16 protein-coding genes are annotated in these 26749 nt (G+C 33.9%); 1 reads left to right on the top strand and 15 read right to left on the bottom strand.

Going from position 1 to position 26749, the window contains the following annotated elements:
* Window positions 1-1589 precede the first annotated feature (1589 nt).
* The 6 genes from H2O64_RS22210 to H2O64_RS22185 all read right to left on the bottom strand — a co-directional run bounded on the left by H2O64_RS22210 (window position 1590) and on the right by H2O64_RS22185 (window position 12449).
* Complete coding sequence (locus H2O64_RS22210; RefSeq protein WP_187564438.1) at window positions 1590-3128, bottom strand: YifB family Mg chelatase-like AAA ATPase; 1539 nt, start codon at window positions 3126-3128, stop codon at window positions 1590-1592.
* A 335-nt stretch (window positions 3129-3463) separates the two neighbouring features.
* Complete coding sequence (locus tag H2O64_RS22205) at window positions 3464-4507, bottom strand: hypothetical protein (protein WP_187564437.1); 1044 nt, start codon at window positions 4505-4507, stop codon at window positions 3464-3466.
* A gap of 78 nt (window positions 4508-4585) precedes the next feature.
* Window positions 4586-9811, bottom strand: coding sequence for a fibronectin type III domain-containing protein (locus tag H2O64_RS22200; protein WP_187564436.1), 5226 nt, complete (start codon window positions 9809-9811; stop codon window positions 4586-4588).
* Window positions 9812-10111: 300 nt separating this feature from the next.
* The gene (locus tag H2O64_RS22195; protein ID WP_187564435.1) at window positions 10112-10270 is read right to left on the bottom strand and encodes a hypothetical protein; all 159 of its coding nucleotides are present in this window, start codon (window positions 10268-10270) and stop codon (window positions 10112-10114) included.
* Between the two features lie 172 nt (window positions 10271-10442).
* Entirely contained in the window at window positions 10443-10607 is a 165-nt protein-coding gene (locus H2O64_RS22190) for a hypothetical protein (protein ID WP_187564434.1), read from the bottom strand.
* 153 nt (window positions 10608-10760) lie between these two features.
* Complete coding sequence (locus H2O64_RS22185; protein ID WP_187564433.1) at window positions 10761-12449, bottom strand: helix-turn-helix domain-containing protein; 1689 nt, start codon at window positions 12447-12449, stop codon at window positions 10761-10763.
* 311 nt (window positions 12450-12760) lie between these two features.
* Between H2O64_RS22185 and H2O64_RS22180 the strand changes: the two genes are divergently transcribed.
* Entirely contained in the window at window positions 12761-13933 is a 1173-nt protein-coding gene (locus H2O64_RS22180; RefSeq protein WP_215907207.1) for an eCIS core domain-containing protein, read from the top strand.
* Window positions 13934-13981: 48 nt separating this feature from the next.
* Here the strand turns inward: H2O64_RS22180 and H2O64_RS22175 are convergent, their stop codons facing one another.
* From H2O64_RS22175 to H2O64_RS22135, 9 genes are all read right to left on the bottom strand, one after another.
* Window positions 13982-14620 (bottom strand): response regulator, encoded by a 639-nt coding sequence (locus H2O64_RS22175; protein WP_187564432.1) that lies wholly within the window; start codon window positions 14618-14620, stop codon window positions 13982-13984.
* Window positions 14621-14623: 3 nt separating this feature from the next.
* Entirely contained in the window at window positions 14624-16759 is a 2136-nt protein-coding gene (locus H2O64_RS22170; protein ID WP_187564431.1) for an ATP-binding protein, read from the bottom strand.
* A 3-nt stretch (window positions 16760-16762) separates the two neighbouring features.
* Window positions 16763-17185 carry a hypothetical protein gene (locus H2O64_RS22165; RefSeq protein WP_187564430.1) on the bottom strand — a complete coding sequence of 141 codons (423 nt, stop codon included), beginning with the start codon at window positions 17183-17185 and terminating at the stop codon, window positions 16763-16765.
* Window positions 17186-17317: 132 nt separating this feature from the next.
* The gene (locus H2O64_RS22160) at window positions 17318-17995 is read right to left on the bottom strand and encodes a hypothetical protein (protein ID WP_187564429.1); all 678 of its coding nucleotides are present in this window, start codon (window positions 17993-17995) and stop codon (window positions 17318-17320) included.
* Between the two features lie 72 nt (window positions 17996-18067).
* The gene (locus H2O64_RS22155) at window positions 18068-18535 is read right to left on the bottom strand and encodes a hypothetical protein (RefSeq protein ID WP_187564428.1); all 468 of its coding nucleotides are present in this window, start codon (window positions 18533-18535) and stop codon (window positions 18068-18070) included.
* A gap of 293 nt (window positions 18536-18828) precedes the next feature.
* Complete coding sequence (locus H2O64_RS22150; RefSeq protein WP_187564427.1) at window positions 18829-19842, bottom strand: zinc-dependent metalloprotease family protein; 1014 nt, start codon at window positions 19840-19842, stop codon at window positions 18829-18831.
* A gap of 73 nt (window positions 19843-19915) precedes the next feature.
* Complete coding sequence (locus H2O64_RS22145) at window positions 19916-21220, bottom strand: ATP-binding protein (RefSeq protein WP_187564426.1); 1305 nt, start codon at window positions 21218-21220, stop codon at window positions 19916-19918.
* 198 nt (window positions 21221-21418) lie between these two features.
* Entirely contained in the window at window positions 21419-22771 is a 1353-nt protein-coding gene (locus tag H2O64_RS22140) for an SMI1/KNR4 family protein (protein WP_187564425.1), read from the bottom strand.
* 54 nt (window positions 22772-22825) lie between these two features.
* Window positions 22826-26722: a hypothetical protein gene (locus tag H2O64_RS22135; RefSeq protein ID WP_187564424.1), complete on the bottom strand. Its 3897-nt coding sequence runs from the start codon at window positions 26720-26722 to the stop codon at window positions 22826-22828.
* Window positions 26723-26749 lie beyond the last annotated feature (27 nt).

Raw genomic sequence — 26749 nt, 5'->3', positions numbered from 1 at the left:
AATTTATTATATTGCAGAGTTGAGCTATTTGATACATAAAACACCTTTGTAATAAGGTTGATTTTAAACATCAATAGTTCGTAAGAAGATAGTATTCGTGAATAACTATTTAGAAGATATCTAAACATAATGGTTGGTTTTTTTATTAAAATTGACTGTTATTCCTACCCTGCTTTTGTTGGCTCGCCAAAGTTTCACAATTGCGGGGTTTTTTAATTCTATGATTTAAAAGAAGTTTCATCTTTTCATTTCAAAAAACACTATTCCATATAATAGGGAAATCATTTTCTCTGACTGACTTTTTAGGTTTCCGAAAATATTTTATGAATTCAATTTTAGGCTTCATTTCTAAAAATAAATGAATATCATTTGAATTATCGCTACTCAATTTTTCCACATTAATTTTAGAACGATATAAAAACGATATGTATGAAGTGATTGAAAAACAATTATGAATGAATGTCTTTAAAAAAATAGATAAAAATCTATTTTTGATTTTTAGTATATGGTTTTGAAACACTGAAGTAAGTAAAATTTCTTTCATAAGCATGTGATAAGTAGGTGCACAACTTTGTATTATATATTGATTTTAATAAGTCATTAATTATTCACATATAACGAATAATAACTAAGTTTTCTGTTGAAGTCTTTTGATTTTGGGGGTTTGGGGGTTTTGGGATTTTGGGATTTTGGGATTTTGGGATTTTGGGATTTTGGGATTTTGGGATTTTGGGATTTTGGGATTTTGGGATTTTGGGATTTTGGGATTTTAAGGCTTTACTTGTTAATAACATGTTAATTTTCTCAAAAATATAACATTAAAAAAAATAATTAATATTATAAAACTTACAATATAAAAGGTTTTACCGTAATTAATACTAAAGAAAATTAATTGTTTTATAATATATATTTTTAATATCATATTGATCAATAATTAGCGGTTTTAACTCAATATATACCGATAACATACTGAAAATCATATAATTAAAACTATTAGTTATTTTTACAAACACTAATTATCCTTGATTTAAAATGATTCATAACCCTGTTACTATATTAATTTTTTAATAGAATATACGTGACTTTTCAATTTTTAGATCACAACAATCATCTGTGATTTCCTTTCTGTTATTTTTATTTATTCCTCATTACTATGTACTGATAGAATGTTATTTAACATGTAAGCGAATTTATAAATATACTGACTATAAAACTTACATTTTTCGACTAAAGGGCTATTATTACAGATGATCAACAATAAAGATTCGATAAAATGTGGAATAGCTACATTAACGCAGCCATCGAGTTAAGAGACTTATGCTACTAATTTCTTGTTCTTTAAATCTCTATTTAAAGAATTTTGTAATATCTCGATAATAAATTAGCATTGCTAAATTCCATCCTGAGGTGCTAAAATTTAAACAACTAATTTTCAAATCATTGAGTGTCATAAATCTAAGGAAGCAGATTAAAGGAGCACCTTTTTCAAGTCATAACAGATGAGAAAACTATCATTAAAAACAAATAACTCACTGAAATTCAGTGAGTTATTTTATGTCCATGACAGGATTTAAAAATCACAAAACATCTCATCCCAACCAACCTTCTCTATCCAAACTTCTATATTGAATAGCTTCCGCGATGTGATTCGGTAAAATATTTGGTTCTTGACCTAAATCAGCAATAGTTCGTGCTACTTTGAGAATTCGATCGTATGCACGTGCTGATAAACCCAAACGTTCCATGGCGTTTTTGAGAAGATTCAATGCTTCTTTATCGAGTTTGCAATACAGTCGAATTTGCTTGGTATTCATTTGTGCATTGTAATGCAAGGTTTCTGATTCGTTGAAACGTTCCGTTTGAATTTCTCGCGCTTTGATCACACGTTCACGAATAACTTCACTTGCTTCGCCTTTTCGCTCTTCCGATAGTTTTTCAAAAGGAACTGGTGTGACTTCAATGTGAATATCTATTCGATCTAATAAAGGTCCCGAAATTTTCCCCATATAACGATGCATTTCCATTGGAGATGATGACATTGGCGAATTTGGATCGTTGAAAAAACCACTCGGACTCGGATTCATACTTGCCACCAACATGAAACTACTTGGATACGTGATTGTAAATCGTGCTCTGGAAATAGTGACTTCTCGGTCTTCTAACGGTTGTCGCATGACTTCTAAGACACTTCGCTTGAATTCAGGCAATTCATCCAAGAATAAAACTCCATTATGCGCCAACGAGATTTCTCCAGGTTGCGGATAACTTCCGCCGCCAACTAAAGCAACGTCAGAAATTGTATGATGCGGATTTCGAAATGGTCGTTCCGCAATCAATCCTGATTTGTGTTTGATATTTCCAACTACGGAGTGAATTTTGGTCGTTTCTAAGGCTTCATGTAATGTTAATGGCGGTAAAATTGATGGCAATCTTTTGGCTAACATGGTTTTTCCAGATCCTGGTGGACCAATCAGAATGATGTTATGTCCGCCAGCAGCCGCAATTTCCATACAACGTTTGATGCTTTCCTGACCTTTTACATCAGAGAAATCAAATTCGGGAAAGGCTAAATTTTTCAGGAATTCTGTACGTGTATCAATAATGGTTTGTTCCAACGGTTCGCCTTTGTCAAAGAAATTAATAACTTGTTTGATATTTTCCACGCCATACACTTCCAAATTATTGACTACGGCGGCTTCTTTGGCGTTTTGCTTGGGTAGAATGAATCCTTTGAAACCTTCTTCTCGTGCTTTAATCGCGATAGGTAATACGCCGCTGATTGGCTGTAAACTTCCATCTAAAGACAATTCGCCCATGATTACATATTCTGCTATGTTTTCTGATTGAATTTGATTAGAAGCCGCTAAAATTCCCAATGCTAAGGTTAAATCGTACGAGCTTCCTTCCTTTCGTAAATCGGCAGGTGCCATGTTGATCGTGACTTTCTTTCCTGGAATTTTATAACCATTGTTTTGCAACGCAGCAGCAATTCGGTAATTACTTTCTTTAATTGCATTATCGGGCAAACCGACTAAGTGATAACCAATTCCTTTTGCGATGTTTACTTCAACTGTAATTGTAGTCGCTTCAATTCCAAATACAGCACTTCCAAAGACTTTTTTAAGCATTTTTAAGAGACTTTTATTCACATTCGCATCTCGACTGCGCTCGATGTGACACAGGAAAACTCACGAAAAATGAAGTTTTATTTCTTAAAGCTATCTTTTTTAATGCAAGAATCCTAGAATGATTTCGTAAGCGTTAAATATTTTGTATAAGCGTTATATTTTGAAAAGAAAAAGCCTCAACTTCATATGAAATTGAGGCTTTCTGAATATTTGTATTTTTATTTTTTGATTATTTTTTCCAATAAGTGCCACTTGCAAATTTTCTATCTGTCATGAGGTCTTGCCATTTTGACCAACATTTAAATAATATCCTTTATAAGGGTTATTCCCTAAATTTAAGTTCCTACTTTCATATTGAGTGGATTATCAATAAGTTTTCTCCAATCACTTGCAATTTTAAGAGGATCGTTCATACTTTTTGTCAAATCTGCACATACTTTATCTTCATATGCTACCCGTATTTTTTTAGCATTCTCTGGACCGTGTCCTTTCATGTAACCAAGAAAACCTCCGCCTTTATCTCTATGAGCAAATCGAGATTCTAAAACGAGACGGCCGTGCTTCTTAGTTTTGCTTATGAATTCGTCCACATAGTACATTGTTGTACCTACAGACATATCGTTTGTTTCAACCTTCTTGATGAATGATTTTCTTTTTTTCAATATTTTAGGCCAAACAGATTCAACTATAGTGGCATAATCGCTTGCGTTTTGAGCAACAGTACCTGTTTTTGGAATACCATAAGAAGACTTTAATGGGTTAAAACCTTTGGATGAATTGGTTGGATCTACATTAGCCATTTCCTGATAAATTAACAACCGAATACTTGCTGCCCACAAAAATACGGGAAACCCTGATTCCTGATACTTAGAACTTTGGCTCGTTAATTCACCCATCAATGATAAATCTCCTGATATAAAACTTGTATCGTACTTATTAAGCAAATTATACATATTTTGGCGGTCTAATAAAAGTGAAGCATTATCGGTTTTTCTAGCCTCAGCATATTCAGTTTTAAGAGAAGTTTGGACTGAACTTGTAGCTGAGTTCATGTCTTCAATAAATTTTTTTGACAATGCATCATCAACTATTTTAGCAACTTCTTTTCCTATAGCATCCACCATACTTTTTCCACTTGGTGGAAAGAATATATCAAGCAGCACATTGACCACTGCTGAAGCTATTCCACCAGTGATTACTCCGCCAACTACCATTCCAATATCAGAAGCATCATCCTTTAATGCATCTTCAGACATTTGTTTAGCAATTGCACCAGCCAACTCACTAGCTATATTCTTTACGTCTGAGTTTAATTTCATCTCTTGAGAAGCAGTTGTATTTAGGTTAGCTGAATCATTCTCATTATTTATATTCTCCATTTTCAAATATGTTATTATGTTTAGAAAAAGCCTCAATTTCAAAAGAAATTGAGGCTTTTAGGATGTATTATGTGTTTTTTATTTTTTAATAATTTTTATGTTATCTTGATAGGTACCATCTTCAAAACTTAATTTCATTATATAGACAGAACTTCGATAGTTAAGAAATTCTATAGTACTTGAAAAATCGTTAACCTTGTGAACCGCTATTAATTTTCCTATATAATCATATATATACACCTCTTTTATTCTTTTTCTAGATGATATATATAATTCTGTTTCAACAGGATTTGGATAGTATGTTATATTTCTATTTAAAGTTTCCTCTTCTATCCCTAAGGTTTCGCAAAAAATTTCTGCATCCCATCCAGCGCCCGTAACACTTGAATCTGATGTAAACACAAAGGTTAAAGCTCCACTAGGATCTGTAGATTCAACGGTTCCGGGCGAATTCGTGCCATTTCCTGTAAATAATAATGGATAACTCGCATCTGGACCATTATAGATAGAAAGGTAGTCACAACAATTTTCTAATTGAAAACTTAGAAAGACTGCTTTTACTCTATCGCCAGCGTTTTCAGGAAAAATAGTTTCTGTCCAGTTTTCATTGTTTTGATAGTTTCCATTAAGACCACCTGAATCATAAAAATGATCTCCAGCACAGTAATCTATTTGAGTTACAAAAGTATTAATATTATAATCTGAATTTCCATCGATACAAATTGCACGTACATATACATTATAAGTTGTATTTGAGGTTAATCCTGTAAATGTATACGGATTATCAGTAGTTACAATTCCTGTTCCCGTTGGCGGATTTCCAGCTGCAACTATTTCTATTTCCCAACTTGTTGATGTCCCTGTCTCTGTCCAACCAACTGTAAGTGCCGATGCTGTGGCAGACTGTAATAGTAAGTCCACAGGCGTATTTGGACATGCAGGCAATTCGTTAACTGAGATATCATCAATCAGAATATCGTTATTATACGGTTCATTAGGACTGTTCTCTGTAATCGTATATCGTATTTGTATTTCGTTGGGTAACGAAAGTGTACTTAAATCATATATAAATGTTTGCCAAGTATTGTTATTGGTTGCTCCTTGTAAGTTTAAGAGTTCTATCCATTGTGTTCCATCATTTATTTCTACGGAAAGTGTATTGTAAAAATTACCTGATGAGTTATAACTAAACACAGAAAATTCTAACGATGGCGCTGTTAAGTTTGTAATATCGATAGGAATCGTAGTTAGTGTACTTATTTGACTCGCTCCATTAGGAGATGAACCATCAATCCAAGCATAATTTGTTCCGCCTCCAGAAGTATGATCACCAGCAAGTGCCGCTGCATACGCTGCATTGGTGTTAAAATTCCAGTTTTCACTACCAGATTCTACCCAACAACTCGGAGTTGTACTGCTAGAAAAAGTCTCTAAAAATGGAGCAATGCTAGATGCACATGTTGTAGAAAATGGTCCTGAAAATAACCAATCGGAATTTCCATCGACACAAATTGCACGGACATACACATCATAGGCTGTATCTGAGGTTAATCCTGTAAAGGTATAAGGGTTGTTTGTAGTTACAACTCCAGTTCCCGTTGGCGGATTTCCAGCTGGAACTATTTCCAATTCCCAACTTGTTGATGCTCCAGTTTCTGTCCAATCTACTGTAAGTGTCGATGATGTGGCTGATTGTAATTGTATGTCCGCAGGCGTATTTGCACATGCAGGCAATTCGTCAACAGAAATATCATCAATCAGAATATCGTTATTAAACGGACTAGCCGGGCTATTTTCTATGATCGTATATCGTATTTGTATTTCGTTAGGTAACGAAAGTGTACTTAAATCATATATAAATGTTTGCCAAGTATTGTTATTAGTTGCTCCTTGTAAGTTTAAGAGTTCCATCCATTGTGTTCCATCATTTACTTCTACGATAAGTGTATTATAAGAAATACCTGATGAGTTATAGCTAAACACAGAAAATTCTAACGATGGCACAGTTAAGTTTGTGATATCGATAGGAATTGTTGTTAATCTACTTATTTGATTCGCTCCATTAGGAGATGAACCATCAATCCAAGCATAATTTGTTCCTCCTCCTGGCGTGTGATCACCAGCTAATGCCGCTGCATACGCTGCATTGGTGTTAAACATCCAACTCTCGCTACCAGATTCTATCCAACAATTTGGAGTTGTAAAATCAGAGAAAACTTCCAAAAATGGAGCAATGGTAGATGCACATGTTGTAGAAAATGGTCCTGAAAATAACCATCCAGAGTTTCCATTGGTACAAATAGCTCGTACATACACATCATACGCAGTATTTGAGGTTAATCCTGTAAAGGTATAAGGATTATCAGTAGTTACAGTTCCTGTTCCCGTTGGCGGATTTCCAGCTGCAACTATTTCTATTTCCCAGCTTGTTGATGTTCCAGTTTCTATCCAACCAACTGTGAGTGAAGATTGTGTGGCAGATTGTAATTGTAAATCAGTAGGCGTATTTGGACATGCAGGCTGATTTTCGCAAATGATCGTGGCGTCCCAACCAGAGCCTGTAACACTAGAATCTGATGCAAAGGAAAAAGTTAAAGCTCCACTTATATCTGTTGATACTATAGTTCCGGGCGAATTAGATCCATTTCCTGAAAACAATAATGGGTAACTCTCATCAGGACCATTATAGATCGATAAAAAGTCACAACAATTTTCTAATTGAAAACTTTGAAAGATCGCTATTACCCTATCTCCTACGTTTTCTGGAAAAATAGTTTCTGTCCAATTTTCATTGTTTTGATAATTTCCTGTAGCACCACCTGAATCATAAAAATGATCTCCAGCACAGTAATCTGGCTGAGTACAAAACTCATAAGGACCTGTCCAATTACTTAGCCCTATACTACATCCGCTTCTTATGTAAAAATCATAACAAGTATTTGTGTTTAGGTTTATAAAATTAGGCGTTGAAGAGTTAAATGTAGTACCTATACCAGTAGGAGTACCACCTTGAAGTACATATTCTATTTCCCAAACTCCTGCACTTGAATTTATAATTTCTAAGTTGAGACTTGATGAAGTAGCAGATTGAAGTATCAGTTCTGCAGAACTATTACATGCAGATGTAAAACTATACGGACTAGAAAAATTTCCATCTCCGCAAGTATTTATTGGTTTTACTCTCCAAAAATATTCATTCCCTTCTGTAACATTTTGTGCTGTGTATTCATTTCCTGAAATAGTTGCATCTTCTATAATGCTTGTAAAATTGACATCTGTAGCTATTTGAATTTGATACGAATTCGCATTCGTGATAGCTTGCCAATTAAATAGTATTGGAACTTCTATTGAGTTTGCATTATTAGCAGGAAAGATCAAATTGACATTCTCATTTAAGCTATCATACACATGTAATGTGACAGGTAGCTCATATGTAAAACTTGTTGATTGGCCTCTTATTGTAAAATTATAGGCTCCCGCAGTAAGTGATGAAATCCCTGATAGCGAAAGACTAAATGCATTTTCGTTTGTAATTGTTCCAGGTAAAAACGAAGTCCCTAATGTAGCAGGAGCTCCTACAACTGAAAGTACAACATCCTCAGTAAATGATGGAGCTCTAAAAAAGTTAAAGTCTATTTGTGCAGAATCGTTAGTGTTACACACCTCAAAATCATCTTGGTTTTGAGTTTCAAACCAAAAATCGTTTGTTGTAATACCAGATATTATTAATGAATAATCTTGCAATCCATTTTCTAAATTTCCTTTGTGAGAGACTACAATTTGATAGTTTCCAGAAGGATTATTGATCTGTATTTTTTCAACATTATCTACTATATTATCTCCCATTGTTGCTGGAGAATCAGGATTTGAAACATCAAGTTTCCAAGGGAAAATTTCTATTCCATCTTTAAAAACTCTAACATCTAAATCATTCACCAATATTGGCGTGCTATCATCAATAGTATTGGAAGGTATTGTCCCTGCCGCGTCTGTCCAACTAAGCGTCACTATTATAGGTTCATTTCCAAGTGCTGAATAGTTTATTGAATAGGTATCATTTTGTTGGAGTGTATTTTCATCTATAATAGAGAAAGTATCTTTATTCGTAATTACGGTTGCTGCGGCTTCTGCATTGATTAATCCCCAACCAAATCGATAATCAGGTCCTACACTTGTTCCCGCTTCATCCGCTGTATGAATCATAAGTCCTCGCAGACTCGCTGATTTCATGTATTGGCTGTTGAGTTGATTGTAATATTGTTGAAAAAGTAATAATGTACCATTCACAGAAGGTGAAGCCATTGAGGTTCCTGAAATGCTATTGTAACTTGTGTTACTATTATCAAAAGCTGAGTAAGTACCGACTCCCTTTGCTGATATATCGGGTTTTATTCTTCCGTCATCTGTTGCTCCCCAACTACTAAATCCAGACATAATCACATCTGAAGGACCTGTGTAATTAAGTACTTCTTGAACTGCAGCAACAGTGATTCCGTTTTTAGATACTGCATGCCCACTTAAAAGGTCATATCCATTTTTACCAGTGTTGATTCCGTCATCTCTTGTATTTCCTGCAGCGCATACAAATTGATAGTAAGGCGCATTAAACATAATATCATCAAATCCTTGCGCATCTGTATCATATTTCCCCCATTCATAGAGTGATACAAAAGCTGGATTCGTACCATACGAATGATTGGAGAGTAAGAGTCCATTATTAGCGGCATTGGCTACTTCACTAAGATCATTAAACCAATCATAAGAATGCCCGCTTGCCATGTATGCCATTCCTCTGGCAACTCCACCTTGAACTTGATCTGTACCAATTACTGTCCCTGCAACATGTGTTGCATGATAGTGTGAAGTGGTAGCACCGTCCATTACGGTCATTCTTCCAGAAAAAAGTTCATGAGTTGGTAATGCTTGCCCAGCATCCCAAATTCCTGAAATCATGTTTTCACCATTTATATTAAGTCCTAAACTTCCACCTGTGTATAGTGTGTTGGCTCTTGAAGTAATTCCGGCACTTTCGTTGTAGGTTTGGTAGTAAATCGGTTGATTATCTTTTGTTATTCCAACCAATTCAGAATAACTGCCATCTTTTTCAATTGTATATTCCCAGTTATTTTTTTTGGCTATAGCCAGAAGATCCTCTTTGGAGTATTTACTTTTGTATTTTTCTATTATTTTTACTAATTCACTATTGTTGTTTGCACTTTTAAGTTTCTGTCTTTCTTCATTTGTTTGACCCGTAAGGTGAAGGCAGAATACCAATAAAAGTATTGGTAGTAGCTTTTTCTTCATAATTTTTGGTGTGGTATTAATGTTAAGATTTAAAAGTAACCAAAAGCATCGAAAAAGTAATGAAAAACCGTAAAATAAACCGAGAATGTGAGAAAATAGATGAATTTAGCCTTATAAAAATGAGAAAAGCTCATTTTTTATTGAAAATGAAGGTTTTTTTTTAATACAAGAATCCAAGAATGATTTCGTAAGCGTTGAATATTTTGTATCAACGTACATTTCTAGAGTTAAATGCTATTAAAATAAAAAAGCTTGGGCAACACCCAAGCTCGTTTTAAAAATGTTATAAAAACTATGCAATTAATTACGACAGTTTCCAAATGAAAAACAGATACGAGGTGGTGTTGTATTAAGGTCACAACCTGGCTGGTATGAAATTCCTCCTTTTACACTATTAATTTCAAAATTGCTAATTGTTTCTTTCTTCAATTTGGTATTTTTTAATCTTGCTTTTTTCATAATAATCGTTTTATGAATGATACCTACTCTATTAAAAGGTTTTCGGTTTCGCCTTTTATTAATGCATTAATTTGTCCGAAAGTTATACGTTCATACAGGCGAAAAAAAACAAAGCATCCTCATTTTGAACAAAACAAGGATGCTTATCATCTTATAAATCAGTAAAATATTTTTAATTATTACAAATTTCTGCTTCTGTCGGTCTATCAATGTGAATCGGGTCTGTATCATCACCTATGATGCATTGACCTCCAAGGATTTTTGTGATTCGTATCGTTTTTACACTAGCAATTGTTTGTTTTTTTAATTCGATTTTTCTGTTTGTTTTTGATTTCATAATGAGAATGATTTTAAAATTTATACTATTTTGACACTTATTCAAAAAGCAATAAGCATACATCAAGGTAGTAAATACAAGCGTTTTACGAAAAATACAGCATACCATTTTGAACAAAATGAGGTACTAAATAAAGGAAAATTGCATGAAATGTTACGAATTGGAATCTAGGAGATTTTTTATGTAGTTGGATGGTTTTACACCAGTTCGCTCTTTAAAATGTTTCACCAATGAATAATCGCTTTTGTAACCAACTTCTTTTGCGATGGAAGTGACGGAAAATAGACGAAATTTTTTGTCATTTTTCAATCTGTCTAATGTGTAATCAATTCGTAGGTCGTTGATGTAATCATTAAATCTTTTCTTTTTATGTGTTTTGATGATTTGTGAAAGGTAACTTCTATTTGTTTTGAGTTTTTTTGCCATCGCGCTCAAACTGCATTCTAAATTTAGGTAATATTCAGAAGCTTCAAGTTTGGCAATCTTTTTTAAAATCGAATGTACTTTTTCATCTTCTATGTCAAATAACTTCTGCGGCGTTTTTTTGGTGGTGAGTTTTTTATTTTGCGTAGCTAAAACATTGATTGTAGACGTTAATTCTTGTAAGGTTTCTTTGCTTGATTGTTGCTTTTTGATCGATCTGAAAACAATTAAAACCCCAATGACACTAACAATTGCGGCAAAAATCACCACATACCATATCATTGTATTTCCTTTTTCTTTTTCCTTTTTTAAGCGTGCAATTTCGTCTTTAAAGTATTGCGTTTCTTTTTCATAGATGATGTTTTGCAATTTGTTTTTATCTTTTTCTAAGACTTCGTTTAGTATTATATATTCATCATGCCAATGTAATGTCTGTTCGGTATTTTTAAGCTTGTTATAGCTTTTGGATAATAAAAGATAGGTGTCTAGCACGTACGTATCTCGTTTTGGATCTTTTTTTAGAATCGTGATGGATTCCTGCAATCGATCGACAGTTTTTTGATATTTTTTTTGTTGATAGAGACACGCCGAAATAAAGTAGTTTGCGTATATTTTTTGGTGAAAATCATTCGTTAGTGTGTCATTTTTGAGTAATTCATCTGCTTTATACAAGTATTCAAGCGCCAAATTGTACGCTTCCTTTTTGTAATGAATGATGCCTTTTTTGATGCCTAAATCAACTTTTCCGAGTGTATAATTGAGTGTGTCACTCATGGTTAATCCGGTTTCAATATGATGCAACGCTGCATCATAGTTTTCCATATTTAAGTGCGTTTCGCTGAGAATCGTCAATAGATTTACATGATTTTTTTTACCATAATACTTCGTTTCATGAATACTTTGTAACGCTTCTGTGCATGCTTGCAATGCTTTCTCGTACTGTTGCATCATTCTGTGAATCACGGCAATATTCATTCGCGCCAACAGTTGATAGTTTACATTGTCAGCTTTCAAAGCAAATTCTAACAACGTATAATACGCTTCTAAGGCATTTTCGTTTTTTCCCTGTTGTTTGTAGATATTTCCTTTTCGCAAGTAGCATTTAGCCAATAAAGTATTGTCATTCAAAATATTACTCACTTCAATGGCTGCGTTCGTATACACTAAACTCTGTTGAAATTTTTCCTTTTTATAGAAATGATACGCGAGTTCTAGTGCGCTTTCAACCCAATGTTCATCTTTGTTTTGAATCGCGAAAAATGTGTTTTCAAAAGTTGTTATTTCTTCTGGTGAAGCTGTTTGTATGCGTTCTATAAATGCTGAAGAAGATCGTTTGAGTGAATCTTGAAATGGTTTTTGCGCATGCGAAAGTGTGAATGCTAAGCATAGTAAACAAAGTATGTGTTTCGCTTTTAACATTTGGTATGATTTCCGTTTTAAGTAGTTACGGTTTGTTAGTACTTAAATGTAAGGAGATTTATTGGATTTGCAAGTTGGTATTTTTGATTCGTTTTCTTTAAAATTATCTTTTTTAAAGTAAAAACCCTAGAATGATTTCGCGAGCACTGCATATTTTGCATAAGCGTTTAATAAAAGGTGTTTTGCCTCTTTCAATTTTATATTTAGATTCTTACTTTCATACTGTTTAACTTTATAAAATCATACAATTGTATTCTTCAACAGCTATCACTAAGCAAAAAAACGTAGCTAATCATAATTCAAAATCATTTTTGAAAAAAAAAGATAGTGAAAACCTTTTCATTCAAAAAAAAGAGAACACAAAATCTTCTCCGGTTATTCAGGCAAAATTTATTGTTGGAAAATCTAATGATATATATGAACAACAAGCCAATAATGCTGCTACGAATGTGATGCAATCAAAAAAAGCAAACACAACTCCTATTACTCCTGTAACTACTAATACTAATATTCAAACGAAATCCAATTCTCAACAAAATGGTTCCGTTTCGTCTTCATTTACTAAACGTCTTACCAATTCGAAAGGTAAAGGATCTTCTTTATCTCAAGATACTAATAATACGATGAGTACTGCTTTTGGAACAAATTTTAATAGTGTAAAAGTTCATACAGATCATTCGTCTATCAATATGAATAATGATCTTAAATCTAGGGCATTTACAAACGGGAATAACATTTATTTTAATAGTGGAGAATATGCGCCTAAGTCTCCCAAAGGCAAACGTTTGTTAGCGCATGAACTTACGCATGTCATACAACAAAAAGGAGGTAATGAAAATGTTATACAAAAACAAGATGATGAAGATATACCTGTATCACAAAATGTTCTTGAATTAGAACCATTGTCGCGAGTTCCTCAATGGGCGCATCAAAGATGGGAAGGACTAAATTCTAACCAACGTAGCATTGTTTTTTTGAGAATGGCGGGTCATTATGGAATGGAATTCGCAGGTCGTTTTTGGCAACTAGCAAATGCAGGTACACATAATTATGCCGTGAGTTATATGAATAGAACTTCTCAAAGACGAAGTATACGCTTTAGAGATGAAATTATTTTGAGGCAAGGGTTTATAAATGCTGGTGTTACGCAAGAGAGAGATGCTCTTAATAGACTTTTTTCTAGTCAGTATGAAGTTTGGTTACATCCTGATGGTAGAATGATTTATGTCATGATTAGTAATCCATCAAATGTTGATACTTCCAACACACAACGACTTGTTCCTGATCCGCCAGATGTTTCTTTACCAGAACCAGAAATGAGAGTTCCTGAAAGAAATGCTCCTTCTGTTGGAGGTGGAGATCAATTGGAATTAGAAGGTCAAACACCAACGGAATCAGATTCTAGGAGAAGACCACGTGGTCCTAGACTTGAAGGCGGTACACTAAGACCTATCAATCCTGAAGATTTTCGCCTAAATCTCTAGAGGAAATAATGATTTTGAGGTTTTTATTAAACGTTCCCTAGCTTTACTTCAAATCTCCACAAAACCATGTTGAAACGCATAGGTAACCAACTCCGAAATGGAATGAATGTTTAGTTTGCTGTATAGGTTTTTCTTGTGCGATTGTACGGTATTTACAGTAATGAAGAGAATTTCCGCTATTTCTTTGGTTGTTTTATTTTGTGCGATGAGTTTTAGAATGTCTATTTCGCGCGGTGTTAACTTTACAGTTGATGTTTTTTTGGCTTTTGGAGTTTCTGTTAAATCATCAATTAAGATGCTTGTTAATCTTGAATCGACATAAATTTCACCTTTAGCAACTTTCTGAATTGCGTCAATGAGCATTTCTTTGCTTGTGTTTTTTAAAATATAACCTTTTGCACCTTTACTCATTGCTTTTTTAATGTATTCAATCTCATTGTGCATCGTGAGCATTAATACATGTACAGACAGTTCATTTGCGTTGAGCGCATCCAACACGTCCAATCCGTCCATTTCTGGCATGGAAATATCTAAAATTAATACAGCAACCAATTGTTTTTGCAAAAATTGAAGTGCTGCTTTTCCTGAGTTTACGATGTGTATTTCAAATACTTCCGAACTATTTTGAAGCATTAATTCAATGCCTTCAGAAATAAGATTATGATCGTCACAGATGAGTAGTTTCATAAGTTAATGTATTGGAATATCAACATTTACAATGGTTCCGCGCGCTTCATTAGAATCTATATGACAAGAACCATCCATGTTAATAAGTTGTTTTTTAAGATTTTTTAGACCAATTCCGTGTTGTTTTTTCCCAACATTAAATCCTTTTCCATTGTCTTCTACAATGATATTTATGCCATCGGAATTGCGGGTAATATTTATACTCAGTTCACTGGCTTCGGCATGTTTCAGTACATTATTAACCAATTCTTGAAGAATTCGAAAGATCGTAATACTCGTTTGTGAATTCTGAAATTCTTCTAAACCGTGAATTGTAGTATGTACTTTTAAATTTTTATTTTCAACTTTTTGTGAAAACGTAATGATGGCATTCTCTAAATTAAATTCTGGGATCGGATCTTTGTCAAATCGATGTGAAATTGCGCGCACTTCATCTGTGGCGTTGTCTATGATTTGAATTGTTTTTTCGTATATTTTTTTTGTGCCTTCATGCGCAAATAATACGTTTTGATCAAATGCCTGAAAGTGAAATTTCACGGAAGTGAGCAAGCTTCCAATGTTGTTATGCAATTCCTTAGAAATTTCTTCTTTTTCCTTCTCTCTAGCTGATAAAGTAGCATTTATAATGTCTATTTCTTGATCGTTAACTAGGTTCTGAATGCGTTCGTTGAGAAATAATTCCTGTTGCTTAGCTAATTGACTTGCCGTTTTTTTCAACTTATAAAAATACACTGCAATAATTCCCAACAAACACATACTTATGGCAATAGCAATTAGATAACCATATAATTTTTTATTTTCTTCTTGCTTTCGCGAAGCCACTTCTTCTGCCAGCATTCTGTCTTTTTCCAACAGTGTAATTTCTGCCTTTTTCGCTTGCGCTTGATTTGATTTTTGTATGGCAGCAATTTCCCAAAGTTTCTGTTCATTGAATACAGAATCGTTCAATTTTTCATACGCAATTCGGTATTGATATGCTTCTTTTAGATTTCCTTCCGCAAAAGCGATTTCTGACTGTATTTTGACCAAATAACGCTCAAAAGTGAGTTTTCCTTGATTTTTTGAGAGTAAAATAGCTTTTTCTAATTCCTTTTTTGCTTTCGCGATTTGATACTTTGCTTGATACATGGAAGCTTTTGACAGATGAATTTTAGCCAAATTAGATGCCTTTTTTTCTCCTGTTACCAATTGCGAAGCTTTGTCTAAGTATTTAAATGCAATAGGCATATTTCTGTTTTTTTCAGAATACAATTCGGCAATATTCAAATAGCCTTCTACCAATGCGGAAGAATCTTGCAATTGTTCTTTGAGTTGAATGCTTTTTTTAAAATATTCCAACGAAAGTAAATCCTCCCCTTTTTCATAAAATAACGCGCCCAAATTATTATACAACTTTGCAATTTCAGTATCGTTTTCAAAAGTTTGATAGTGTTGTAACGCTTTTATATAATAGAATTCTGCCAATTTATAGTCAGAAGACAAACTGTATACATTTCCTAAGTTTGTATACGTCCGAATGGTTTGTCTACTTGTAGCATCGGCTTTGTTGAGTACTAATGCCTGTTGATAGTGATCTACTGCTTTGTCATAAATTCCAAGTTTAGTGTATACATTTGCTAGGTTTGCATGCGTTGTACTACGCTGTTTTTTGGTAATGCTACTATCTTGAATTGATAAAGCTTTCATATAACTTTCTAACGCTTCATCATAGAGTTCATTTCGTTTGTACAACAATGCTTTTGTGTTGTAAACCGCCAATATACCTTTGTAATTGTTTGTGCTTTTTTCAATGCGTTCCGATTGTTGCAATACGTAAAAAGCACTGTCTAGTCTGTTTTTATGATTCCAATAATAGGCTTGAATCCTGAGACTTTTTGCGCTTGCAGTTGGGTTTTTGTTTATGATTGCTAGTGAATCTGCTTTTGTTGCGAATGAAAAAGAATCTTCCCATTGCCGCTTTCGCATAAAGGCAAATGCTTGTTTGTGTAAACTATCAATTTGACTTGTAGTGTGCTGCTTTGTAGCTTGATTTGTTTTTTCGCACTGCGTACAATAGATTGCAAAGAGAATCATCACGCCAAGCGCAAAAAAACGTTGTATATAAAATGTGGTTTTTATGGTAGATGGTTTGTTGGACATGATTTACAGGACCGTTTCGTCTATAATATCAGAATCTTCATAGGTAATTACTTTTCGTTTTGTGCCTTCAGGCCTTAATAGATCGTGTATGTTTAGTAAGAATATAAAATCACTATTTAGATTAAATTCAAAATCTATATCATTTTCTTTATTTAATTCAAAAAACTTAAAAGTCACCGTTGGTTTTTCTAATACTATCGAATTTTTCTTTGCAACTACAAAAGCATTCAAATTCAAAATTCCTGGTGATAGTTTATTCGCTTTATGGTTTAGCAAATCTTTTATTTCAAAACCTTTAATTTTTACATCGGAAAAAAGAGTCCAAATAGTTAGATATACATATATTTTACTGGCTTCTTCGCCTTTATTACGAGCGATGCGAACATCAAAGTCTAAGATAGGTGATATTGGTTGGTTGGTTTTCATAAGTTGATTATTTAGTCGTTATTACACTATGAATTTAAAAAAATACTACCATAATAGTACGTATTTACCCCTTTTTTTGTTATTAAAATTACAGGGCAATGCTATAATTACCCTGTAAAAAACTAAATTGACTTATAAACTTGGATCTATACTTGTAACTCTAGATACATCCAAAGCTTTTGATTCATCACCCGTTGGAATAAACATTCCTAACTTAGAATCATACGCTACTGATATAGTGTTTACGCCACCTCCAAATCGTAATCTTGTCATTCGAGATGTTACATTCGTTACAACGGTATTGCTAACTACATTTCTTTCAAGCCATATATATAGTGTTGTAAATGGTGTCATCACAGCTTTATGCCCTATTAAGGTTGGTACTGCCGAAATCGCATTTCCAGCAATTTCAGTTCCGTTTACATTGGCATTTTGAAATAATCCAATTGTCATGTAGGGTTTATTATCGTATTTATTTTCTAAAGCATACGCATTAGGTGCGCCACCGCCAATAGGTCCAGATATTGCTCCGCTTGTTTCTAGGGTATACAGTTGATTTTGTAATGCACCAACAGGTTGACTAGACAATTGACTTAACCTTGCCCCATTAGTAACCTCACTCGTAGAAGCATAGATTCCGTATTCTTCTTCCCACGATAATGTATTAGCTTGCAAAGGTTTATATACTTGCCAAGCGACATTTGGATTGTTTCCTCCTTCTGGTTTAGCCACAACGACATTTAATCCTGCGAGCTCTATGTTTTCTAATTGTTCGTTTGTAAATAATGTATTTAAATTGAATGTAGACATGATGTATTTATTTTTATAATTGTTCCTACTCTCTTGAAGGCTTTTCGGATACCGCCTTATTAAATTTTATTTTTAACTGCATTGACAAGCTTTGTCATTTGCCGCTAATAGTAACAAAGCCATATCTCCAGAAGATAATTCTTCAATACTTTTTGCGTCAGTACCTGGAATTGGTAATTCTATAGTCCATGTTTTACTCACACATTTTTCACCAATTATAGGAAGATCAATACAACCTTCTAATCCTAAATCAAAACTGATAATTTGTTTTGTTACTTTAAATTTTCTAATGGAAACTTTAATTGATACTCTTGAAATTGGATTGAATTCAAAATCTATATCTGTATTGAATGAAAATTCTTTTGAAAAGTTTCCAAAAGGAGTTTCAGCAGTTAATCTTATTAATACAGATCCATCTCCATTTGCTGTTAATTCAGCACAAACTCTAAACCCAAATACACTAGGTGTACATTTTCTAATGGAACGTACATCGAATCCTTCGTATACTTCATTACTTTTTACTGTGGTAATTGTTGACATAATTTTTATGTTTTAAATGTTTTGGTTCTTACTCTGTTAAGGCTTTTCAGATTCCGCCTTGCTAATGATCATTATTTTGTACACTCCAAAACTATGGCAACCGTTTACACTAGAAAACACACGGATATGTGATTTTTAACTCACCTATTTATGTGATATTTTATGTTTGATTAATTATTTTTTTGAAGATTGTTTTAATTCTTCTGAAAAGAACTCAACTAGAAGTTTTATGACATAAAAAAAGCTTCAATTCTATCCGAATTGAAGCTTTTAATTATGGTTTTCGAGTATTTTTAGAATGAAGAAGAACTTCCGCCGCCACCTTGACACGTAACGCCAAGCGTAACTGCATTTGAGTTCATTTTCATATGTTGTACCACCGAGAAACCAACTCGGCAACTTCCATAATACGACATTATGTTTTTTAAACTAGGATTGTATACGGCTCCACAGGGTCCTGTAAAGGCTGGATCAATCGTATATATACAGTTATTGATGTTTGTTGTTGGAAGAAAATCAATATCTGCTGGCGTATCAATAACGAAATCTCCTGTGGTATATCCGTTAGAAAAATCGGCACATTCAACTCCTGCATCATCTTTGAATGTATGGTATAATCCTAATACGTGTCCAACTTCATGTGAAACTGTTGATGCTTCTAAATGTCTATCGTCCGTCGTAATTATTGTAGCTCTATTGTCCATGATTCCTGCGGCTCCACCAGCATTTCCATTGGATAGATATAAGGAATTCACCAAGTAAATATTGACCATATCGGCTTCATATAAGCTTGCGTTTGTTAATAAACTATTGTGCTCTGCTTGGTTATCAATATCAAATAAATCATCTGAGTTTAGTGTATCATCTCCGCCGTTTACAAATTGAATACGTTTTACATCGACAAGCGTACTTACAATTCCTGAAAGGTGTACACTAAATACAGAATTCAAATTGTTAAGAATTGTTTGCATGTCTGCTGTTGCCGCACCACCAGTTCCGTTAGTTTTTCTGATGAAGTTGAATTTTACTTTTATTAAGATTGGTGCTGGCGCAAAAAATGAATTTGCAGTCTGATTTACATCAGTTGCATCTAATACTACGCCAGTATTGTTATCGTGTGTTACCACACATTCTACAAATTGTGAAGGTTCAGGGTATTTAATTGGATATTTTATCGCTTCCGTTCTTTTTTGTAGATTTTCTTCTTTTGAGATTTCATCTTGTGTACACGAAACTATGATGAGTAATGAACTGCATAAGAATAGTAATAATAGTTTTGCGTTGAATGCTGTATTAGACTTTTTCATAAATATATTTTTTTTAGTATTTATAAAGAAGTTCCTAATTTGAAGGTTTGTTACCCGAATTTTCTCACAATTTTTACACCATTCTTCCTTCTTTCAAGAATTCGCGTTGAATGGCTGTGATTAAGATTTCATTGGTGAGTTTATCGTCGCCCGCTGCTAATACTTGCAAACACGCAAATTGTACAATGTTTACAATGTTTGCACCTGTAACTTCGTATTTTTCTGAAATGGTTACCAAATCTAGGCTTTCATCTACAAATGCGTCAGGAATGTATTTTGTCCAGAGTTTGAGACGTTCTGGAATACCTGGACTTTCAAATTCTATAATAGATTGAAATCTTCGTGTGAATGCTTTGTCAATGTTACTGCGATAGTTTGATGCAAGAATGACTAAACCATCATGCAATTCTATTCGTTGTAGTAAGAATGATACTTCTTGATTGGCGTATTTGTCATGTGCGTCACGAACGCCTGTACGTTTTCCAAAGATGGCATCGGCTTCATCGAAGAAAAGAATCCAATCTTTGTTTCGAGCTTTGTTGAAGAGATGCGATAGATTTTTTTCTGTTTCTCCAATGTATTTAGAGATTACTAACGATAAATCGATTCGGTAGACATCTTTTCCAGTGTGTTTACCCATCAAACTTGCTGTCAGGGTTTTTCCAACGCCTGGTGCACCAAAGAACATCACTTTGTATCCTGGCTTGATTTTGTCTTTCATGTTAAAATCGTTCAGTAAGGTATCATTGTGATCCATCCAAACAAGTACATTGTTGACTTCATCTAGTGTTTTATCTTGTAATACTAAATCTTCCCATACCATTTCCGTTTCTAGCAGTTGAGCAGGAAAATCTTGACTTAGTTTTGGTTTGGAAACCGAACCGTATACAAAGAGTTCTATATATTCAATATCAAGTAATAGCGTTCCACTAATTTTTGGTTCGCTTACAGGTACATTTCCTAGTGATAATATAGATTTTTGATGGAATGGATGATTTTCATTGAAGATAGAAATAATGTGATTTCTGGCTCTGTAGTTATCACCTACTACAATAAAAATTGCAGTTTCTCCTGTTGGAATGATCCCGCGATAGTGCTTTCCTTTGACGCCGCCAAATTCTGGAAATTCGCTTCCATCAGGGAAATATTCTGAAAGTATACTTGTCAAAAAGCCAGGCGCTATGTATGGCAACATGGATAGCAACAGAATGAGGATTTCAAAGATTTGAAAGTTATTTTCTGTGACAAATTTTGAGAATTCTGCATCGTCAGCACTAAAATCAAATATAGGAAAGTCCATTACTTCATCGCTTCCAGATGCATTGATAAGCCTGAATCTAACGGCTTCTTTGATGTAGTCTATGATTTCAGTTGTCATACCTTTTACAGAAATTAGATTTTATTTGTAATCACTTTTTTTCCAATTTAATTTGAATATATAAAGTAAAGAAGAGTTCCTGTTTTATGAAACCGTTGAAATCCGTTTTTTAAGGGTGTTTTTCCCCTTTTTTGTTATTCAATTTTCTTTACTGTTATTATTGTATAAAAATAGTTTTGTGTGATTTTTTGATTATTTTTATTCGTTACGCAAAGCAATTTTTAAAGTTAATTCTTCTTCAAAAATTGTCAAATGCTGTTCTTTAATATTGTTTAGTGATTCTAGAGAAGGAAAATCTTCTTCGAATGTATAATAATATTGCCAATGCAACATTCCTTTGGTTTTTATAAGTGTTTCAATGAATTCACTGAATCGCAGTTTAAATCTCATCGGATCGTCATACTGACATAAATATAGATTGTAATCGCTATTTTCTTTGTCAAACTGTATACACGTAAATAGTGTTGGTGTAATGTATTCAACTACTTTATAGCTTTTCATTTTTTCAACCCAAGCAGGATCTTCTTTAAGTAAGTTTGATTGCCAAACTAAATCTTTTCCTGATTCTTCTCCCCAAGTTCTTCTTTCTGCTCCATGCAATCCGCCCATCAATTCTTCTAGTTTTAGTATTCTAGAATTTCCTTCTAAATATTCATCGTCATCGTCAAAGAAATATGCAAATTCGAATCCATTCATTTCCAAGTAAAATTCTTTTAATTCTTTAGGAAATGGAAAGCTTATAACTTGTTCCGCTTTTAGTAAAGCTTGCAATCCAACTGGTGGATTTTTACTAAAATTAGGAATCATAATGAATTCATTATTCACCAAATCATCTTGTAATTCCTCTAATTGATCAATATAATCTTTAGTTTCAAAAGTTATTGGTTTGCCTGACTTTTTGTACGTTGATAAATCTATATTTTCATTAATAGATACTAACTGTTTGATGAATAATTCATTGTAAAATGGCAAATCATTCGTACTCTTGTTTTCTTTTATGAATTGTGTCCATAAGTGTAATCCATGATTATTTAGTACATGGTCAAGATATTGATGTAAACTTAGATCTAAGTGTGTAATCTCACCATTTGGTTGAAACAAATAAAATGAATACGTTTCTTTTTCTAGTTTTATCAGCGTAAAATAACCTAAACCTAAATTATCAAAGGGATAATAATCTTTGAGACTATCAATAATTTCTGTATCAAGGGTTTCAGACCAAAAATAATCAAGATCTTCTTCTCCTTTTTCATTTTTAAAATATGCTTTTTTAGATAGCATATCTTCAATATCTATGGTTTCAAATTGTCCTTTTAATAACATGTTTCGTCCATCGATAATCGTTTCTTTTGACCAAATTATTCGCTGGTGATTGAAGTAGTAATAATAATCTTTAATATCTTTAGGCAACTTTATATTGAATTCGGCTTCTGATTTTTCAATATACTCTACATGAATTCCATCACCTAAAAGAAGGTCTATGTCTTCCTCAATTATAGTATCATTGATTGTATTTTCTAAAGCTTCAAATTTTTCAATATAATCTTCCATTATCTAATTTTTAATGCTTCTAAAAATACAAAGTAGCTTTTATAAATCATTGTTTTATTTGATAGTTATATTTGTATCAGCCTTTAAATCGGTAATTATTGTTTCAATTAATGTATCATTAAGTTCAGTACCTCTGGCTCTTGCATTTTTAGCTTTTAGTTTAGTATCTAAGTCTTCCCATGTAGTGAATGGCTTAACAGCTTTTATATAAACCATCAATTTTGCTCCATATACAGCATTTTTGAAATGACTATTACCTGATTTTAACATTTCTGTTCGACCAACCGCTTTTGAATTAATTATCATAGCACTAGAATCTGTTGGTGGCGGATCAACCTCAACATATTGTGTTGACAATGCTTTCGCTACTTTTTGCCATTTTGTTTCCCCAGGTTTTGGAGGTAAGTATACTCCATATTTAAATAATATTTTTTGAGGGAATTCTTCTAAGTTATCATATTCTGGTTTTGGTGGATGATTAGTAACAACCCTAACATCTACCCATATTACATTTGGTTGTTCTGGACGTGCTGCCTTAGCTCTAACTCCAGCTGATTTAGGAATTTCTTTAGAGCGTACTAAATCTTCAGAAGATTTTTCAAAACTATGCAGTACAGCATCTCCAGAATTTATAGCAATTGGTGCTGGAACCCAATTTGCAATTTTTCCTTTTCCACCAATAGAGTTTGCAATTAAGTGCATTCGTACCCAAGGACGTCCTTTTACAAATGTCATTTCTGGAGTATCGCCCGCTGCGGCACCGCCACCAGTTGCTGTCTTATGACTGAGCTCATCAACTTGTGCTCTTTTCTTGCCTCCTGATTTTGTGAATTGCCAATCTGCGGAAGCTGGCGTATCTGAAGCAGACAATCCTACTAAATCTACTAGTATCACACTTAATTCAGTCATTTTTTTGACAATATCTTTTTCTTTTTTTGGATCCGTATTTTCTGCTTTTCCAGAAACACCTTCAGTTCTAGTTATTAATTTAATTTCTTTACCTAAGGCAATTGCTTTTGTTTCTTTTGCTTTTCGAGGATCACTAGACTCAATATTTAATGAAGCTAAAAAGTCCGTGAGTTCTTTAGGATCTTTACTTGCTCTCATTAGTTTTGCCTTCTTTCCTGTACCTTTGAAATATAATGTGTGATTTTTACCGTCTTTAGTTTTAAATTTTTTCTTTTGCTTCCACCACTGTAATACTTTACCAACAGCGCCTTTCACCTTCGCTTTTCCTTTTTTCAGCAAGCCTTTAAACGCTTTTCTAGCCTTCTTAATAACCTTATTTATAGCTTTGTCAATACGCTTTCGAATACGCTTGATAATTTTCTGAACTTTTCCTGTTAAGCCCGTAATTCCAACTAATGCCGCTAAGAAACCAATGAGTATTGGTAAAGTTTTGGCTAAGGCTTTTTCAATGGATTTTGCCAGCGTTTCTATTCCGCCAGAAGCCAATGCTCTAATTCCGTCAATGAAAGCAGTAACGAGTTCAAATATTTGTGCAGCGCGTTCTACGAAGAATCGAATGACATCTATGATTAACATGGCAGCTTTTACAAAAGCGCCAGCTGGACTCATTAAGCCCATAATCCACTTGATACCAGCTTCTACGACTTTGGTGATGACCATATCGCGAATAGCATCCATCACCACTTCTTTTAAGTCATTAAACTGCTCTTTTACATGTTCCCAAAGTCCTTCGACTCCTTTTTCTTTGACAATGGTAAATATTTCTACGGCTTTTTCCATGCCCTCAACGACGGGCTCACCCAACAGTTTTACCGCTTTGCTTCTGAAATAATCCCAGGTTAAACCTAATATTTGCATGACTAAGTTGAAGATTCCTTTCAGACTGAATAAATTATCCGGAATGGTAATTCCAACGCCGCCTAACGAACCTGTTAACCACTCAATTAATCCAGTGATTAAGTGTGTTTTAATGTTTGCGAAGAAGTATTCAAATCCAAGTTTGATTCCCATGAATAAGTTTTTCAAGAAACCAATTGGATCCGTTATGATGGCTGTAATGGCATCTATTAACGCAGCAATGAGCGTAAATAGCATGTCTTTTATTTTTAGAATGGTTTCTATAATTCCTTTTAAGAAATTGAACGCTGCTTCTAACCATGATGAACTTACACGCTCTTTTATTTCGTCAAAAGTAGCGCGTAAACTATCTACATTTTCTTTGTATTGTTTTGCTAAATCTTGTGCCAATTCTTGCTCTTTGGAAGCAACTGTATCTTCTAAGTCTGTATATTTATCATTGAAAATTTCTAAGGAATCTTTAGCAAGGTCTTTTTGTTTATCGCTCAAATTTTCATAGAAAGTGTCCATTTCTTTTCTACCCGTATCAATCAATGTCATTGATTCGTTTAGACCTTTGGCAATCAGTGCTGCAATTTTATCAAAGATCTTATCGAGCTTGTCAATAAAATTCTTTTTTTCCGTTTGAAATACACCTTCAATCGCACCAGCATTTACATCACTACCTGTAAAGAAACTCGCAATACTATCGTCAATTGTTGTCCAGCCATAAATGTCGCTTAACTTCTTTTCTACACGCGATTCAAAAGATTTTTTAGCTTTTTCAACGGCTCCACCTTCATCAAAGTATGCATCCACATCCGTAGAAATTTTATCCAAACGTGCACCAACAGCAGCTTTTGTTTTATCGTAGATTCTGGTAAATTCCTTACTGATTCGCTTCTGTTCAAGTTTATCCGCACTTTCGTTGGTACCTTGCGCACTGAGAACGTTTGTAAAGTTTTCCGATCTGGATGTAAACATTCCACCTAGTTTTTCTTGACCAACATTTCCAGCGTTGGTTTTTGCATCGCCCAGCATCACATTTTCCTTTTTTCGATAGGTTTGTGGTGCTTTTTTGGCTTCTTCCTGTGCTTTGGTTTTAGAATCTAAGGCTTCTGTAAACTTAGGTTCGTTGGAATTTGCTAATTGATCATCGGTAATTTTGTTTTCGCCCATTAAATCATCCAAAGAATCACTTTCTTTCTCCATGGAGATTTCCGTTTTGTGCTTTGGTTTTACCGTTGCAGACTTTTTGTTGATTGGTTTCGGAGCTTTTCCAACTGCATCCACAGGAAGTGCTTTAGGATCTGTGGTTGGTGCGGAACTTTTTGGAGGCGTTTTTTCTTTTGCATTGGTTGCTAATGGACCTGCAATTTTATCTTTTTCGTCGGTTACACTGCTATTTACGTTGCCTTTTACTTTATCAAGCGGTTTGTTTTTCTTAAAATCTTCCGCGCCAGCTTCCGATGTTGGTAAGTTAGATTCTAAGGTATCTAATTCCTTTTTGAGTGATTCTTTGAAGCTTGCCGCCGTAAATTTTTTCTTGCCCGCCTCTTTGGAGGTTGCTTCAATACTTGCATAGTGTGTTGATCTGTCATTTACATGTTGCTGATCTTGTACTGGCAATACTGCAGCTTCTTTTACTTCTTGCGCTTTTGTTTCAGATTTTGGATGTACTTCTTGCTCCGCTTTTACTCCTTTAACGTGCTTCAATGTATCTTGAAAAGCTTTGTCGTTTTCTGGCTTTGAAGGTGTTTTTATTACTTTATATTCCTTCTTTGCAGCTGCTTCTCCTTTTGGTTTTACAGCTTCTTTAGCTCCAGCCTTTTTGGTTTCTTTACCTTTTTTTCCAACAGCAGCTCCATTAATAGCTGGTTTTACCACTGCAAGATTTGTTGCTCCCTTTTTTTCTTGAATTTTTGCACCTGAAGAAGCTTTTCCTTTGGTATTTTTAGCGTCTTTTGGCTTACTTGTAGCAACTTTACTTTCGGTTTTTGGAACTATGAATAACTCAGTTTTTTTATCTTCAGTTGCTTTTTTGTTCTTTTTTTTATTTGGTTTTGGCGCAATAAACATGTTGGATCGAGAGGAATTTCCTTTCGATCCATTCGTTGCTTTTTTTTGAGCGCGCGCTGTATTCATAGTATTTTGTACGTTATCCTAAAGTTT

This window comes from Kordia aestuariivivens, from assembly GCF_014397005.1.
Lineage (GTDB): Bacteria > Bacteroidota > Bacteroidia > Flavobacteriales > Flavobacteriaceae > Kordia > Kordia aestuariivivens.
The sequence above is the reverse complement of the archived record's forward strand: the minus strand, read 5'-3'. Positions and strand labels throughout refer to the sequence as shown.